Origin of the sequence: Arcobacter iocasae (assembly GCF_042214795.1) — a bacterium.
Classification (GTDB): Bacteria; Campylobacterota; Campylobacteria; order Campylobacterales; family Arcobacteraceae; genus Arcobacter; species Arcobacter iocasae.
Window position 1 is genome coordinate 1,048,966 of record NZ_CP090177.1, and the last position, 15,169, is coordinate 1,064,134.

Sequence of the window (15,169 nt, forward strand, 5' to 3'; positions counted from 1 at the left end):
TGAGTTTTGTAACTTAGGAAAGATAAATAATAAATGAGGGAACCCAAAGGGCTTTGATACGGTTGGTGGTTTTGTTTACTTTGTCCACACAAAGTAAAAGAAGCGGAGAGGTTTACCTCTTCAAGAGAGAATATTATATTAAATCTAACTCTTCACTAATATCTTTTATCAACTTTGAAAGTGGGCGTTTATTTATATCTTTATCTTCTATATATCCACCAGTAATATGTCTTAAAACATCTTCACGATTTTTAAACAAAGTTCCCTCATATTTTTGAAAAAGTTCATCAACATAACTTTCGTTATAAATTTCTGCTTTTTGAATAAGTTCTAGGACAATATCTTTATGTTCATCATATAGAGTTTCTAATCTAAAAGTATCTATAGTATTTTGAGTTACTTTATCATTATTATCAAAAGGTTTTATTGTTAAACATATTCGCTCTTTTGATAATAACCCAAATTTTGTATTTTCAAAATTTACATCATTAAAAAATTGTGAGAACTTTGCTTTATCATTAAAACTATCTTCATAGGGGTGAAGATGTTTTTCATTATAAAAATTCTTTACATGTTTAAATTTACTGTTACAAATATGACAACAAGGTATTAAATTAAAAATACTTACCGATAAAAAAGGATAAGTATCTTTATCATAATAATGGTCTAAAGAAGCAATTATTCGTGGTGTTCCTTTTATTTTATCCTCAAACTTAAATATATATTCTCTGTTACAAAAAGGACAAACTTTTATATTTAAATCTTCTATAAATTCAATTGCCCACTTATTTCTAAAAACTTCATATAAATCTTTTAATTGAGTAATAGTTTTTGTAAAATCTTTAGGGGCTATTTTTATCAATTCTCTTATTTCATTGGGTTTTGCCATAACTATTTGTTCTAAATCTTTATCCAAAATCGTTAATAAATCACAATTAATATTTTCCAAAGAATACTTAGTATCTTTTTGATTTATATAATCTTCTATATATTTATAATATTTCGTACTGTCTATTTTAGAAGTATCAATTTTAATCATTTTTGATTTTTCCTAATAATTTCCAAACGATGTTCAAGTAATCTCATTTGTTCTTCAATTTCATCTATTTTGTCTAGTTTTGATAGTTTTTTACTATCCAATTTTCTTTGCAGTTCTCTTTTTATAATAGGTTCACCAATAATTGAAATAATATTTTCACAATACCTAAGTTCATCATCACTTAATTTGCTTTGATTTAAATATTTAATTGCTGTATCAATTTTATCTTTCGCAAACTCACCCATAAGCCCATCTTTCATAAAAAAACCATGAGAAAGTAAAGTATGAATATTTGCTCCAAAAGTTTGTTGATTATCTTCAAACGGGTAAACTTGTTTACCTTTTTCTAAAAATACTACATTTTGAATAGGAATATCAGATAAAACGAATGGTGAATGTGAAGTAATAATAAAATGAATATTTCTATTTTTAAAAATCTCTATTAATTTCTTTATAATAATTCTTTCCCAATTTGGATGTAATGCTACTGTAAATTCATCCAAAAATAATATATTAAGTTTATCATTTTCAATTTTCTCATCTATTAAAATACATAAACTTAATATTGATTTTTCTCCAAAACTTAAATCCTTATAATTAATTCCATTAATCAAATAAGTATTAAAATTCTTTTTAACTGCATTATCATACTTAAAAAAATCAAAGATTTTTAATAACTCATTAAATTTTAAATCTGAATATCTTGTTATTTCCTGTAATGCTCCTAGCATTATAAAATTACTTTTTTCAACTGATTTTTTATGTCCATAAGGTTTCATATGTTCAGCGAAACAAAAAATCATTTTTATATTTGTACTATTATAAGATATTCTTTCATTACTTAATTCATATTTTATGCAAGTTTTAATATTTATATCTCTATATTTATCAATAATTAATATATTGTCACGATAGTAGATTAAAATATAATTTTTATTAACTCCATCATCATTTTTATAAAAAAGGTATTCTCCTATACTACTCTTCCCACTACCATTCTCTCCAACAATAGCAGTAATATTTATATTATTACCAAAAAAGTTTTTAGGATAAAATTCACCCGTTTCTTCTTTATCAATTATTTCAAGTTTTTCATTTTTATCATCATACTCACACTTAAACCTAGGAGAAAAATTAAACCCCTGTTTCTTTATATTCTTATAATCCTCAACCCACAAATAAACCAATTCCATAATAACTCTTTGCTAAAATATTTATAAGTATGTTACAAGAATATAATTTAAAAGTTTCACCAATTAATTTGTATCAAAATACAAATATTGACAAATAGGCGATAATCGCCTATAATAATAAAAATAAAGTAGAGATAACTATGACACAACAACAAATGAGCAAATTACTTGATATACCAGAACGAACTCTTAGAGATTGGAAGTATGGAAGAAATAGACTATATACCCTTCTTCAAAATATTGAATATGAAGATGCAAAAGATAAAATCAAGGCAGTTGATATTGACGATATCATAGAGTTTGAACCATCACAATATTCACAAAATATGTTTTGGCAAACTAAAGAAAAAAGTCAACAAAAAGTATATGCAATAATCTCAAACTATTTATCAACTATAAATATAAATGACATAAAAGAATTATGTAATCAGTTTGGCAAAAATATAGTTAGAACAGTTTTAAATGATAAGTACAAAAAAATGTATGCAAAAGGATATATTTCAACTAGTGGGATAGATATACCTTTAAGTGGTAAATACAATGAAAATCCTACCTTCAAACAGCTTTTAGGAATGATAAATGACTTCTAGTGTAATAAAAATATTGGATAAAATCAAGAATTCTATTATATTTAAAGATGAACTTTATTTCATAGGAGGAACAGCACTCTCATTCTATCTCAACCATCGAGTTTCAGAAGACATAGATATAGTAAGTCCAAAAATATTGGACTATAAAAAAGTCGTATCAACAATGAACTCTTTAGGAGCTAAAAAGATTGAAGATGAAAATACTACAGCACTAAGACTTACAGGATTATTTCCTGATGAATATATATTAAAATTTATACTTGATGAAGTTAAAATAGAGTTTTTCTATGCTAATCGTCCTATTCAAAAAGAAATATTAGCCAATAATACATGTACAAACTATGAAAACTCTACTCTTAAAATTTTAGATTTAAAATCAATAGCAAAATTAAAAATTGTTGCTTTATTTCAAAGAGATAAAGCAAGAGATTTATTTGATTTTTGTTCCTTATTAGAAAATAATGTACTTACATTATCAGAGATTCTTTCTATTTCTAAAAGCATTAAAAATATAGACTCAAAAGATAAAATTATTGATTTTATAACATCAAAAAAAGAATCAAAAGATGATGAGAGTGTTTATTTAAATGAACATGATAAAATAGATTTGATATTTGATGAAATTAAAACAAATACCATCTTGGCATTAAAAAAGATTTAATCTTTTTCCTCTATCACATCTATATCCCAAATAACACTAACTCCATACTCTTGACTAAGCGTTATATACTTCTGATAAGTAACCTTCTCTTTATACTTCTTCGAATGAAAAGTAACAATCACATCTTCGCCACTCAGTAATGCTCTTACTTCTCTTTGTTTCAAATACTTTCCATACTTCCTCAAAGAATTTTGCCAAATCTTAAAATCACAAGTTGCATCAGGGGTGAGTTCGAAGAGTTCTCCATCTTCGCTGTACCATTTGGCATTAGAACAAGCATAAAGCTCTATTTTTTTACCATTAACCTCTTTTTTTCTTACTTCTATTTGTCCATCTATACAATATGGGCACTTTCCTAAAATCAATTATACGCCTTAAATATTTTTCTGTTTGAATATACAAAAATAAAGATTATAAAAAGTAAAAACATACAAAGATATATTGTATTGTTCCAACCATAAAGCTCATAAAACATAGGAGGTATTATTGAACCAACTGTTCCACCTATATAATAAAAACTCAAGTACATACCTGATGTTAGTGATTTTTGTGACTCTTTTAGGGAGTTTGCTATTCTTGTACTTACAGTATGAACCGTAAACATTCCTAAACAAAATAAAAATACATTTAAAAATAGAATAAAAGGATTTTCTACTATGTATAGTGATGTTGAGATTATGAATATTACTATTCCAAAAAGTATAGTTTTCATCTCTTTATCAAAGAATTTTATAATCTTATGAATAAAAAGTGAAACTACTATTCCAACTCCATATCCTAAATATAGAAGTCCTATTTGACTCTCACTTGTACTGGGGTCTAACTCTTTTAATCTAAATGGCAAGATATTTAAAACCCCTGCAAATACAAAAAATATAGAAAACATCAAAAGATATATTACAAAAAATCTTTTGTCTTTTAATATATGTGTGATATCTTTTATAGTAGCTTTTGTTAAGTGAGCTTGGGCATCGTAATTTAATCTTGTGATTAAAAAAAGTCCTATAAGAGAAGCGAAAGATAGAGATAAAAAAACCATTTGCCAAGAAAAGTATGTGGCGATGTATCCTGAGAATACCCTTCCAACTAAACCACCAAAAACTGTTGATGCTACATATATTGACATATTTAGTTTCACATTTACTTTATCTATATTTGCCAAAATACTCATAGATGAAGTTAAAATTGCTGGTATTACTATTGCTTCTATTGTTCTTATGGTTAAAAACATCTCATAAGATGTTGAAAAAGATAAAAAGGTATTTGTAACAGCTAAGATAAGAGAAGCTGTTAGTAAAACTCTTTTAGCATTTACTCTCTCTAAAATATATCCATAAATAATAGGTGCTATTGCTAAAAAAAGCATTATTACTGCTGTAAACTGTGAAGATTTTACAATTGATACTTCAAACTCTTTTGCAAGCAAAGGTTGAAGTGGTTGAGTTGCATACATGACAGATAACACAACTACAATGTTGTATATAATTATAAAGAGTTCTTTTGTTTTCAATTTTATCCGATTTTAGAGAAAATAAAAAAAGGTGAGAAATAATTCTCACCTTTTTAGAAGTTAAATATCTATAAATTACATATATGGTAATTCTATAATATAACCGTAACCTTTTTGAGAAATGATAAAGTCATCATCAATAATTTTATCTTTTAGTCTTTTCATTACTGTTCTAAATGCAGAATCATTTGTTGTCAAATCACCCCAAACATCTTCTTTAAATCTCTCAACAGAAACTACTTCACCAAGATTTTTAATTAGAACTTCTAAAATTTGAGACTCTTTTTTAGATAATTTTACACTCAATCCATCTTTGTATAATAAACTTCTTGATCTATTATATGTATATGTATTATTTAAAACCAATGGAGAATCATCCTCTTTGCTATCTTTTTTAGCACTAATTAACTCATCATTTGCTTTTTGCAACATATCCATCATATCATCTACATTTAAAGGTTTAACAAAATATCCTAAAACTTTTAAATTAATAAGTTTTAGTAAGTCCTCTTCATTTTTATGTGCAGAAACTATAATAAATTTTTGATCTGGAACGATTTCTAAAATCTCATCAATCATTTCAATACCATCTTTATTTGGCATTTTAATATCAGTTAAAACTAAATCAAAACATCTATCATTATTAAAACTTTCTTTATAAAAATTAATTCCTTCTTGCCCATCACTTGCTACGACTACTTCATCGAAGATTGTGTTTAAATAAAAAGATAATGTTTTTCTAGCAACTTCTTCATCTTCTACTAGTAAAACTCTAGTTGTATATGTACTCATATAGAGCTCCTGTATTTTTTTATAATTATTATTGATTATTGTTTCTATTATACCATTTTTTTACTATTTTTCATTAAACATTAAAATTATAAAAAATAATTTAATTTATATTTATATTTAGTACTTAACTTGTGATAAATATAAACCATTGGGAAGAGCTGGGGTTTTATAGATATACTTTTTTCTTGAAAGTTGAGCTTTTAAATCACCTTTTGAGAGTTTTCCTTCTGAAATTTTCAACAAAAAACCAACCATAATTCTAATTTGAGACCTTAAATAAGAATTTGCTTCAAATCTAAAAATATAAAAATCTTTATATTTATAAAATTTTGCATCAAATATTTCTCTTACTTTGTTATCTTTTTCACTACCGCTTTTGTGAAAATATTCAAAATCATGGATTCCAATAAAAAGTTTTATTGCATCTTCTATTTTTTCTTCATTTATTTCTTTTACAAAAGTAACATAATTTGCTAAAAATGGAGTTACTTCTTTTGTAGAGACTACATATCTATATACTCTTTTTTTAGCATGAAATCTTGCATGAAATTCATCACTTACTTTTTGAATATTTCTTACTCTAATAGAGCTTGGTAGCTTATAATTCATGACTTGTTTTAGCTTTGAAAAGTTTGACCAATATGCAGGAATAACTATATTAAAAACTTGCCCAGTAGCATGAACTTGTTTATCCGTTCTTCCACTAAGAGTTATCTTGGGTTCTATGTTTAATAGTTTAAATACTTCAATAAGTTTATCTTCTACGCTTTTTTTATTTGTCTGTCTTTGTGAACCTTGATAAGAAAATCCATCATAAGAGATTGTGATTTTTACATTCATCAATAAACTTCTTTTACAGTTGCCCTATATATAAAATAGGAAAGAATGATCCATAAAATAATCATAATAGGAAGAGATATAAAACCTATTGATTTAGTTAAAGAATCAGAAATCACATAATAAATTACAACACTTGTAATTGCATATGCAACGGATCTATTTTTTTCATATCTTGGATTAAAATATCCAAAAGCAACTACTAAATAAATTGAAACGATAGGGAAGATTGAAGTTAATACATAAAAAGAAAATCTAGAAATATCTCCATCACTATTAATTCGATCTTTCCAATATTCATATGCATTTGTAAAAGGAGTGATTTGTGACTCACTTAGAGTATCATTTATATGCATAACCTTGTAATCTATTTGATTAATTTTATCTTGTTCAAAATAGAAAGCTTTACCATCTTTTAATACAAAACTTAAATTTCCAGAGTCATTATTTAGCCGCGCATTTTGGGCAATAATAAACTGATCTATAGCTTTTTTTTCTGTTTTAAATAGTTTGACTTCTTCATAAAGTTTATCATCTTTTTTACTTATATATATAAGCCAATCACCAAACTTTTGACCAAATTCTGAAGCTTTTATATTAAAGTTAGCTTCTTTTGTTTTTTGATTTATCATCTCTTGAGATAGATATTTTGTTTTAGGAATCAATCCTATTGAAAGAACCAATAAAGACAAAGAAATAAGAAAAGTAATAGGCAAAAATACTTTTAAGATATTTGATGGATTTAAACCAAAAGAGGTTACAACTATTAGTTCATATTCACTTGATAATTTAGACAATGTAATTACCATAGCCACAAAAAAAGATATTGGCATAGTATAAAAAATGATATTAGGCAAGTTGTATGAATACAAAGTGCCAAGTTCAAATATATTTAGTGTAATAACAGATGTTATAGAAGCTATTCTTACTAAAAATATTATTGATGTAATAAAAAAAAGTACTAAAAATATAGGGAAAAATGTATTTGAAAATTGTGATAATAAATATTGTTTTAACTTCACAAAATAACCTTTGAAATTTGAAATATATATTCAACAAAAAAACCTAAAGACAAATATGGAATAAATGCTGTTTGCTTTTCACTGTTTTTGATATTATTATAAATTGATGGAATTATAGCAAAAAGTGCTGCTAAAAATATAGCTACCATACCAGAAGCCAAACCTAATAATGCACCAATTATAGCAATAATAGGAAAATCACCCTCACCTAAGGCTCTTTGTGTTTTTAAACTTTCATCTTTTAATATCTTTGATTTTATATTTTGTATATAAAAAGTTATGAAAAAATCAAGCATCACAAAAGCTCCTACAAAAATAAATCCATCTTTTATAGAGTCTAAGAAATTATTATGAACACAAGAAAAGCCCAAAATTACTACAAGTAATAAAATCCAATCTGGAACTGCTTTATACTCTAAATCTATAAAAGATAATACAAGTAAGGTATAAAACAGTGCTAATATTAAAAAATACTCTAAAGAAAAACCAATTTTCATAAAAAGTGCTAAGGAAATAATTGCAGATAAAATCTCTACAAAAAAATAGTTTATAGAGTATTCCTCCTCACAATATTTACATTTTCCTCCAAGAATAATATATGAAATAATAGGAATATTATGATACCAAGATATTGTTTTTCCACATTTAGTACAATGACTTCGTGGAGTAACAATAGACTCCCCCCGAGGAACTCTATAAATCACTACATTTAAAAATGAACCAATAATTGCACCAAAAATAAAAACAATAATACTAAACAGATCCAAATCTTCTCTCTCTATTTGTATAATCACTTAATAAATCATCAAATTCATTTCTTGAAAATTCAGGCCAATATATTTTTGTAAAAAACATCTCTGCATAAGCACATTGCCATAAAAGATAGTTTGAAATTCTTATTTCTCCACTTGTGCGAATTAGCATATCCACATCAGGAATACCAGCTGTATCCAAACATGATTCTATATTTTCTTGATTTACTTCAAGTTTTTTATCAACTAGTTTTTTAACAGCTCTTGTTATCTCATCTCGTGAACCATAATTTAAAGCTAATATTTGAGTTAAGCCTTTTGCATTTTTTGTTTTTTCTTGGGTTTCACTTATGACTTTTTGCAAAGATTTTGAAAACTTTGATAAATCCCCAATTGCTTTAAATTTTACACCATTTTCTAAATATATTGGCAATTCATTTTTTAAATATCTCTCTAAAAGTTTCATCAAAAACTCTACTTCAAGTTTTGGTCTTTTCCAATTTTCAGTAGAAAAAGCATATAAAGTTAAGTATTTTATGCCTAAATTATTAGCATGCGTTGTAATCTCTCTTACAGTTTTAGCACCCTCTTCATGTCCAGCGGTTCTATTTAGGCCTTGCTCTTTTGCCCATCTTCCATTACCATCCATAATAATTGCGACATGTTGTGGTAAATTATTCATAAAACTCCGAAGAAAGTCCATTTAAAATATTTAATGAAATATCAAATTTATCTCCAGAAAAGTTTGTTGTTTTATTTTTTATTATCAAATCAATATTATTTGAACTAGATCCAAAAGAGTTTTTTTCATCTATTATATTTAAACAAACCGCATCAATATTTTTTTCAATTGCCATATTTTTTGCATTATCGTAAGCTGATTTTTCATCCATCTCAGCTTTGAAGCCTATTGTATAAATATCACTTCTATTCAAACTTGATAAGATATCAATATTTTGTTTTAGCTCCAAATTCCACTTTTCACCAAGCATAGATTTTTTTAGTTTTCCACTTTGTGGGAAAGTTGGAAGATAGTCACTCACAGCTGCTACCATAAATAAATAAGGTTTTTTCTGTATCAAAGTTGGATTTGAACTGTCCATCAAAGTAGTAGAACTAATTGTTCCTTTTTTAGCAACATTGATTGACTCTTGCAAGTATTCAAACATCTCTTGAGAACTTTGTGCCTTTATAATATGTACCTCTTTTGGTAAATCTTCATGTCCTCTAGAACTTATCAAACAAACATCTGCACCTTTTAAATAAAGTGCCAAAGCTAAAGAAGAGGCCATCTTACCTGAAGAAAAGTTTGAAATATATCGAACATCATCTATTTTTTCAACAGTTCCACCACCACTTAATACAACTTTTCTATTTTCCCAATACTCATCTTTTAAAAGTTCTTTTAATGTAGCATAATAAATATCATCTACTTCACTTAAAGCACCTGTTCCTATATCTCTACAAGCTAACTCTTTTGATACTGGTTCTATGATTTTATAATTACAAAGTTTTAGCATCTTCATACTTGCATTTGTCATTGGATTTTGTATCATATTTGTATTTGCAGCAGGACACAGAAGTTTTACTCGTGGATAAGCTAATGCTGTTTGAGTTAAAATATTATCAGCTATTCCATGGCTTAATTTATTGATTGTATTAGCACTCGCAGGAGCTATTACAAAAATATCAGCCCACTTTCCTATTGCTATGTGATTATAGTCTGAATCCTTATCCCAAGACTCATTTGTATCATCTAAAACTTGCGATTGAGATATAGTTTCAAAGGTCAAAGGTGTTATGAATTTTTTAGAAGAAGAAGTCATGATGACTTTTACATTTGCACCAGCTTTTATATATAATCTTATAAGTTCTAAAGTTTTATAAATAGCAATTGAGCCAGTAACTCCCACTAAGATATTTTTATTTTTAAGCATCTTTTTTTCCAAAGAATTTATAAAAATAGCCTTTTACTACTTTTGTAGCAGCCCTTGTTAAAACTAAATCACCTTTTTTTACATTTTTGGTAACTGTAGTTCCTGCTGCAATTAATACATCATCTTCAATAGTTACAGGAGCAACTAGTTGTGTATCACTGCCTATAAATACATTTTTCCCTATTTTTGTTTGATATTTTTTAATACCATCATAATTACAAGTAATTGTTCCACAACCAATATTTGTGCCAACATCTATTTCACAATCTCCAAGATAAGAAAGATGTCCAGCTTTTACACCTGTTAAAATAGCTTTTTTAGTCTCCACAAAGTTTCCTATGTGAGTATCTTTTATTACTGACCCTGGTCTTATTCTTGCCATTGGTCCAGCATCGCTATTTATGATTTGGGAATCTTCTATTACTGTATTTGTTTTTATATGAGAATTTTCTATTTTACTGTTTCCTAAAATAGTAACTCCATTTTCAATAATACTTTCGCCAATAATCTCAACATCAGACTCTATATAAATAGTATCAGGCAATCTCATAATAACACCAGCTTTCATAAAAGCCTCTTTTATTCTATTTTGGTGAATAACCTCAGCAAGGGCAAGTTCATATTTTGAATTAACGCCTTTGAAGTTTTCTTCATTTACAACTAGGGGTTTTAATGTTTTTTTATTATTAATTGCTATTTCTATTAAATCTGTGATGTAATACTCTTCTTGGGCGTTATCATTTGATAAAAGAGGTAATGAGTTTAATAAAAATTCTGTACAAAATTGATAAATACCTGCATTTGCACTTGTGATTTTAAGCTCTTCAGGAGTGGCATCTTTTTGTTCAACTATCTTTTTTACTTCACCATTTTGGATAACTACTCTTCCATATCCATCAGCATTTTTTAGCTCTAATACTGACATAACAATAGTAGCATCAAGGTCAAATTTTTCAAGTTCACTTGCTTGGATTAGTGGCATATCACCGTTTAAAACCAAAGTTTTTTCATACTTTGGTTTTATTCCCATAACTGCCCCACCAGTTCCAGGGAAATTTATATGGTCTTGTATTACAAAACTAACTTTATCAGAGAAATACTCTTGCATTGTTTGTTTTACTAAATCAGCTTGATGATATAACACAACAGTAATATCATCACTTATTTCTAAAGCTTCTTTAATACTATAGTACAACATAGGTTTACCAGAAATTTTATGTAATACCTTTGGAATTTCTGATTTCATTCTAGTTCCAGCACCAGCTGCTAGAATAATAATTGATTTATTAAACATTTATACCCTTACTTTAACGCTTCTGCTATTTCTTTTCTTAAATTATCTGCAACTTGTTGAAGTGAATTTCTCATCTTCTCATCAGTTATATTATTCTCAACTAGTTTTGTTAAATTAGCCTCTTTCTCTTTAAAAAAAGTAGCTACAGCTTTACTCTTTTTAGCTCTATTATACATCAAAACTCCAGAAGCAATAAGTACCATAACAAGTTTTGCATGCCCTAAAATTGCAGCATAATTTAAAATAGTAAATCCTGCAAGATCAGGTTCATTCATATCAGCCCCAGCTGCTATTAAAAGTCTTGCAATTTTATAATTACCCTTCCATTGAGTATGATGTAAGACAGTTCTACCTTGTTTATCTTTAATATTTAAATCTGTTTTTTTAGATAAAAGTTTTTCAACAAGTTCATAATCATCTGCAATAACTGCTTTATGAAAAATTGTTCTTCCATCTCTATCTACACTGTTTACATCAACTCTAAATTTAAGCATAAAAACAATTCGCTCTAAGAACTGTTTTCTTTCATTTTTTGTTTTTGCTTTTAGTCCAGCATCTATCATGCATGAAAATGCTGTATTCCCTTCATTATCAACTTTATTAATATCTGCACCATTATTTAAAAGAGCTTTTATTAACTCAATATTATTATAATTTATTACATCAAAAAGAATAGTTTTCCCATCACTTCTTGATTGATTTAATTTGGGTCTTTTTATGATTATTCTTTTTAAAAGTTTAAAGTAATCTCCATTTTCAACAATGTCTAAAAATCTTCTAGAGTGTGCTCTTTTACCATTTTCTTGAATTAAAATCATCTCAGCTAGGTCATCAACAATTGTTCTTTCATCAAAGTCTTGATGATCTACATCTATACCCTTATCAAATAGGTAATCAATCATTTCATAATTTGAATAGCCCTTTAAACATTCTTGAAAAAGTACTGTTTTACCATCTCTATCTTGTGTACTAATATCTGCACCTGCATTTAAAAAGAACTCAATTAGTTCAAAATCTTTATTCTCTATAGCATAAAAAAGTGCACTTTTACCTTCTTCATCTTTTCTATCAATATCTAAACCATTTTCAATTAATACTGTCAAAAGTTTTTGGTAATCATTCTCTTTTTTTACATACTTATAATCTGTTTGTCTATACTTATCTAAATTATTCTCTCTTACAATATTAAATATTTTTAGTATCTCATCTAAAACAGTTTTACCTTCGATATCTTTTTGATTTATATTTATATCTCGCTGTAATAAAGCATCAATAGTATCAAGATGTTTAGCACCTTTTAAAACTATTTTAAAAAGTACATTTCTTTTATTTTTGTTTAAAAGGTTTGTATCTAAACCAAATTCGATTAGATATTTCATAATTGTTTGGTCATCTTTTAATCCAGCCAAAAATAAAGCACTTTCACCTTCATTGTCAGATACATTTATATCATCTATATTATTTAAAATCTCTCTTACAATTCTTATATTACCACCTTCAATTGCATCAAAAAGTACTGTTCTTCCATAGGTATCTTTGAAAGTCAAATCAGCACCATGTGCAAGTAAAAGTTGAAATACTTTTAAGTTTCCTTCTAAGGCTATATCTTGAATAAGTGTTCTACCAGAAGAGTTTATGTAGTTTAAAGAGGCTTTTTTATCAAGTAAAAATCTTATCATCATGCCATCAGCTGAAGAAGCTGCAATTGATAATACTGTTTTTCCTAATTTATCTTCATGGTCAATATTTGCACCATTTTCAATTAGAATTTTCATACCTTCTATTCGTCTCTTTTGTACAAGTTCAAAAAGAAGAGTTCTACCTTTTTCATCAGTTGCATTAATATTTAATCCACTATCAATAAGTTTTTGTATTTTTTCTTCATTGACATAGTCTTTCATCAACTCTTTTTGTAAAGTTGTACTATCATCTGAACGAAATAGATTAAGCATCAATTCTCCTCGGTAAAACTTCAATAATCCGCAATTATATCTAAGGGAAGATTAAAATCTTCTCCTTGGTTTAAACTCTCTTTTCTCTCTTGGAGGAAAAGGTCTTCTATTTTCTGGTGGTGCTAACTTTATATCTTTTTTTAAGGAATTTTCCATAAATTGATTAAAAGAAGTTCTAGCAATAGTAGCTTTTATACTATCAGGGAACTGTTCTGGTAATTTGTAAGATAACCATAAATAAAGTGATATTTTTTTAATCTCATCTTCTACTAGCAATAAATCTTTTTGTGTTCTTGCAACTTTTGGTAGAGTAATTGAAGGCTTATATCGTATTACTCTATTTTTTAAAACAGCAGAAATATAAATATCATATGCTTGTAAAATAATCTTTGATTTTATAGAAATAGGTGCTTGAGCAAGCATATATTTATCTTCAAGTTTTAAATTAAATTTTTGATCAACAATAGTTGAAGCACTAATCATTGAACCAATGTTTGCAGCAATAAAAGGACCTTCAAATACCATATTTGTAGAAAAGAACTTCAACACTTTTGTCAAAGATGTTGTTTTTAGATGCATTGCTAAACTTGTTAGTTGCTCATTGTTTATTTTTACTTTAAATGGAGGTTTAATAGTTTTGATTGGTTGAGAATACTCTTCTTTTATATATTTTAAACTATCTTTTGTAGTAGCTCCAATAAAGCCTTTTTCATGGTGTCCATATCGCCCTGCTCGACCTGCTATTTGAACTATCTCATTTACACTAATTCCTCGTCTTGAAATACCATCAAATTTCATATGAGTTGTGAAAAGTATTGTTTTAATAGGAAGATTCAATCCCATTGCAATAGCATCTGTTGCTATTAAGATATCTGTCTCTTTATCCCTAAATCTTCTTGCTTCATCCCGTCTTACTTCAGGAGATAAGTTTCCATAGATGATTGAGATTTTATGTTTTTTTTGAAGTTTTTGTTTTAATTTTAAAACATCACTTCTTGAAAAGGCAATCAAAGCTGTTCCACTTTCTAAATTTCCTAAAGCAGTATGTTTTTCTAAAAGTTGTAATTCATTTTTTCTTTTAAATTTTTCAATTATTAAATCTTCTTCTAAATAAGCAGCTATTTTTTTAACTGCTTCTAGTGCATTTACACTTCCCGTCATTATTATCTTTTTTGCAGGACAACCAATGATTGCATTTACCCAAGCCCAACCTCTGTCATCATCATCAAGCATTTGAACTTCATCAATAATTGCAACATCAACATCCATATTAAAATCAATCATTTCTATAGTTGAACAAACATGTGCAGCATCTTCATTTAGATTTTGCTCTTCCCCTGTGATTAGCGAAGCTGGAATTCCCTCTTTAGTCAAATCTTCGTAACCTTCTAAGGCCAATAACCTTAAAGGTGCTAAATAAAGTCCACAATCTGCTTTTTTAAGCTCAGTCATTGCTTTATATGTTTTTCCAGAGTTTGTAGGTCCCACATAAAAGTGCAGTTGTCTTTTTATGGTTCTTGCTAGTGGATAAAGTGATTTTATATCACAATTTAAAAGTTCTTTTAATTGTTCTTGCCAATTTGTTTTCAT

The 15,169-nt window shown here is 27.2% G+C and carries 15 protein-coding genes; 2 read left to right on the forward strand and 13 right to left on the reverse strand.

The window, feature by feature from the left end:
- Positions 1-133: 133 nt before the first annotated feature.
- Together LXN10_RS05350 and LXN10_RS05355 are read right to left on the reverse strand one after the other, a co-directional pair.
- Positions 134-1,039 (reverse strand): hypothetical protein, encoded by a 906-nt coding sequence (locus tag LXN10_RS05350; protein ID WP_375724856.1) that lies wholly within the window; start codon positions 1,037-1,039, stop codon positions 134-136.
- Positions 1,036-2,232: an AAA family ATPase gene (locus LXN10_RS05355; protein WP_375724857.1), complete on the reverse strand. Its 1,197-nt coding sequence runs from the start codon at positions 2,230-2,232 to the stop codon at positions 1,036-1,038. The genes LXN10_RS05350 and LXN10_RS05355 overlap by 4 nt, the downstream gene beginning before the upstream one ends.
- Before the next feature lie 140 nt (positions 2,233-2,372).
- Between LXN10_RS05355 and LXN10_RS05360 the strand changes: the two genes are divergently transcribed.
- Positions 2,373-2,822 carry a hypothetical protein gene (locus tag LXN10_RS05360; RefSeq protein WP_375724858.1) on the forward strand — a complete coding sequence of 150 codons (450 nt, stop codon included), beginning with the start codon at positions 2,373-2,375 and terminating at the stop codon, positions 2,820-2,822.
- Positions 2,812-3,483 carry a nucleotidyl transferase AbiEii/AbiGii toxin family protein gene (locus LXN10_RS05365; RefSeq protein WP_375724859.1) on the forward strand — a complete coding sequence of 224 codons (672 nt, stop codon included), beginning with the start codon at positions 2,812-2,814 and terminating at the stop codon, positions 3,481-3,483. The genes LXN10_RS05360 and LXN10_RS05365 overlap by 11 nt, the downstream gene beginning before the upstream one ends.
- On the opposite strand, the gene LXN10_RS05370 is transcribed toward LXN10_RS05365, so the two are convergent.
- The 11 genes from LXN10_RS05370 to LXN10_RS05420 all read right to left on the reverse strand — a co-directional run bounded on the left by LXN10_RS05370 (position 3,480) and on the right by LXN10_RS05420 (position 15,169).
- Positions 3,480-3,848, reverse strand: a complete 369-nt coding sequence (locus tag LXN10_RS05370) for a hypothetical protein (RefSeq protein ID WP_375724860.1) — start codon at positions 3,846-3,848, stop codon at positions 3,480-3,482. The two genes, LXN10_RS05365 and LXN10_RS05370, sit on opposite strands and share 4 nt — an antisense overlap.
- A complete protein-coding gene (locus tag LXN10_RS05375; RefSeq protein WP_375724861.1) occupies positions 3,845-4,993 on the reverse strand; it encodes an MFS transporter in 1,149 nt (382 codons plus the stop codon). Before LXN10_RS05375 ends, LXN10_RS05370 begins: the two co-directional genes overlap by 4 nt.
- Before the next feature lie 75 nt (positions 4,994-5,068).
- Positions 5,069-5,785, reverse strand: a complete 717-nt coding sequence (locus tag LXN10_RS05380; protein ID WP_375724862.1) for a response regulator transcription factor — start codon at positions 5,783-5,785, stop codon at positions 5,069-5,071.
- Positions 5,786-5,902: 117 nt separating this feature from the next.
- A complete protein-coding gene (gene truA / locus LXN10_RS05385; RefSeq protein ID WP_375724863.1) occupies positions 5,903-6,625 on the reverse strand; it encodes a tRNA pseudouridine(38-40) synthase TruA in 723 nt (240 codons plus the stop codon).
- The gene (locus LXN10_RS05390; RefSeq protein ID WP_375724864.1) at positions 6,625-7,644 is read right to left on the reverse strand and encodes an LptF/LptG family permease; all 1,020 of its coding nucleotides are present in this window, start codon (positions 7,642-7,644) and stop codon (positions 6,625-6,627) included. The genes truA and LXN10_RS05390 overlap by 1 nt, the downstream gene beginning before the upstream one ends.
- Positions 7,641-8,411 (reverse strand): prepilin peptidase, encoded by a 771-nt coding sequence (locus tag LXN10_RS05395; RefSeq protein WP_375724865.1) that lies wholly within the window; start codon positions 8,409-8,411, stop codon positions 7,641-7,643. Before LXN10_RS05395 ends, LXN10_RS05390 begins: the two co-directional genes overlap by 4 nt.
- On the reverse strand, positions 8,398-9,078 hold the full coding sequence (locus LXN10_RS05400; RefSeq protein ID WP_375724866.1) for a di-trans,poly-cis-decaprenylcistransferase: 681 nt from the start codon (positions 9,076-9,078) through the stop codon (positions 8,398-8,400). The genes LXN10_RS05395 and LXN10_RS05400 overlap by 14 nt, the downstream gene beginning before the upstream one ends.
- Positions 9,071-10,333, reverse strand: coding sequence for a bifunctional phosphopantothenoylcysteine decarboxylase/phosphopantothenate--cysteine ligase CoaBC (coaBC, locus tag LXN10_RS05405; protein WP_375724867.1), 1,263 nt, complete (start codon positions 10,331-10,333; stop codon positions 9,071-9,073). The genes LXN10_RS05400 and coaBC overlap by 8 nt, the downstream gene beginning before the upstream one ends.
- A complete protein-coding gene (gene glmU, locus LXN10_RS05410; RefSeq protein WP_375724868.1) occupies positions 10,326-11,627 on the reverse strand; it encodes a bifunctional UDP-N-acetylglucosamine diphosphorylase/glucosamine-1-phosphate N-acetyltransferase GlmU in 1,302 nt (433 codons plus the stop codon). Before glmU ends, coaBC begins: the two co-directional genes overlap by 8 nt.
- A gap of 8 nt (positions 11,628-11,635) precedes the next feature.
- Entirely contained in the window at positions 11,636-13,579 is a 1,944-nt protein-coding gene (locus LXN10_RS05415; RefSeq protein ID WP_375724869.1) for an ankyrin repeat domain-containing protein, read from the reverse strand.
- Between the two features lie 51 nt (positions 13,580-13,630).
- Positions 13,631-15,169: a helicase-related protein gene (locus LXN10_RS05420; protein ID WP_375724870.1), complete on the reverse strand. Its 1,539-nt coding sequence runs from the start codon at positions 15,167-15,169 to the stop codon at positions 13,631-13,633.

Bases quoted from the DNA above. Each gene is read 5' to 3' on its own strand.
- LXN10_RS05350 (WP_375724856.1), bottom strand. From the start codon at position 1,039: ATGATTAAAATTGATACTTCTAAAATAGACAGTACGAAATATTATAAA.
- LXN10_RS05355 (WP_375724857.1), bottom strand. From the start codon at position 2,232: ATGGAATTGGTTTATTTGTGGGTTGAGGATTATAAGAATATAAAGAAA.
- LXN10_RS05360 (WP_375724858.1), top strand. From the start codon at position 2,373: ATGACACAACAACAAATGAGCAAATTACTTGATATACCAGAACGAACT.
- LXN10_RS05365 (WP_375724859.1), top strand. From the start codon at position 2,812: ATGACTTCTAGTGTAATAAAAATATTGGATAAAATCAAGAATTCTATT.
- LXN10_RS05380 (WP_375724862.1), bottom strand. From the start codon at position 5,785: ATGAGTACATATACAACTAGAGTTTTACTAGTAGAAGATGAAGAAGTT.
- truA (WP_375724863.1), bottom strand. From the start codon at position 6,625: ATGAATGTAAAAATCACAATCTCTTATGATGGATTTTCTTATCAAGGT.
- LXN10_RS05400 (WP_375724866.1), bottom strand. From the start codon at position 9,078: ATGAATAATTTACCACAACATGTCGCAATTATTATGGATGGTAATGGA.
- coaBC (WP_375724867.1), bottom strand. From the start codon at position 10,333: ATGCTTAAAAATAAAAATATCTTAGTGGGAGTTACTGGCTCAATTGCT.
- glmU (WP_375724868.1), bottom strand. From the start codon at position 11,627: ATGTTTAATAAATCAATTATTATTCTAGCAGCTGGTGCTGGAACTAGA.
- LXN10_RS05415 (WP_375724869.1), bottom strand. From the start codon at position 13,579: ATGCTTAATCTATTTCGTTCAGATGATAGTACAACTTTACAAAAAGAG.
- LXN10_RS05420 (WP_375724870.1), bottom strand. From the start codon at position 15,169: ATGAAAACAAATTGGCAAGAACAATTAAAAGAACTTTTAAATTGTGAT.